General features: G+C 56.1%; 1 protein-coding gene. It reads right to left on the bottom strand.

The window, feature by feature from the left end; genetic code table 11:
• A partial coding sequence (locus AC1DS5_RS25270) for a hypothetical protein (RefSeq protein ID WP_477720990.1) occupies positions 1 to 586 on the bottom strand: 586 nt, incomplete at its 3' end.
• Between the last annotated feature and the right edge of the window lie 17 nt (positions 587 to 603).

Here is a 603-nt window from a genome sequence, read left to right on the forward strand (position 1 = left end):
CGGAATTGATCAGCGCGACGGCATTCCGATGACGATAGAACACACCCTCCCAAGGGTCGTTGCGCAGCAGCAGCTTCAGGACATCTTCAATGCGATCCACGACAACCGCGTCCCACCACCCAATCTCTGGGCCGCCGTGAATCAAAACGAGATCACCGATACCGATCGCCCCCCAACTTTGAGGCATTGTCGGATAAGCTGGCAACTCAGCTCCGCTGGGCTCTTGCGCCCCGACTATACTGAGCAGATTAGATGAGGCGATCCCGTGAAGCTCGGCGTGCTTCATTTGCTCAATCTGGCGTTCAGCAGACATTACAGAGCGGAACAGCTTGGTTTGTATGATAGGAATAGAGAGCCGCCCTGTTGGACTGACCTGGCCTAAGGGCAAGTCCATCGCGATTTCCGCAAAACCGAGGGGCGGATGACTGACCGCTTTGTAGCCGTCTTCGGTAGCAGCCCGGACCGCAAATTCAGTCGAGGAGAGAAATCTCGCGCCTCGTTCTCGCCCCGTTTTATCGCGGCCAAACACAAACAACTCGCTGAAGGTCGGGTCAGGCGTTTTCTTGATCGAAGTAGCTTGGGCCATTGGCGTCCCCCTTAAAC

Source organism: Polaromonas sp. P4_H1, from assembly GCF_056400945.1.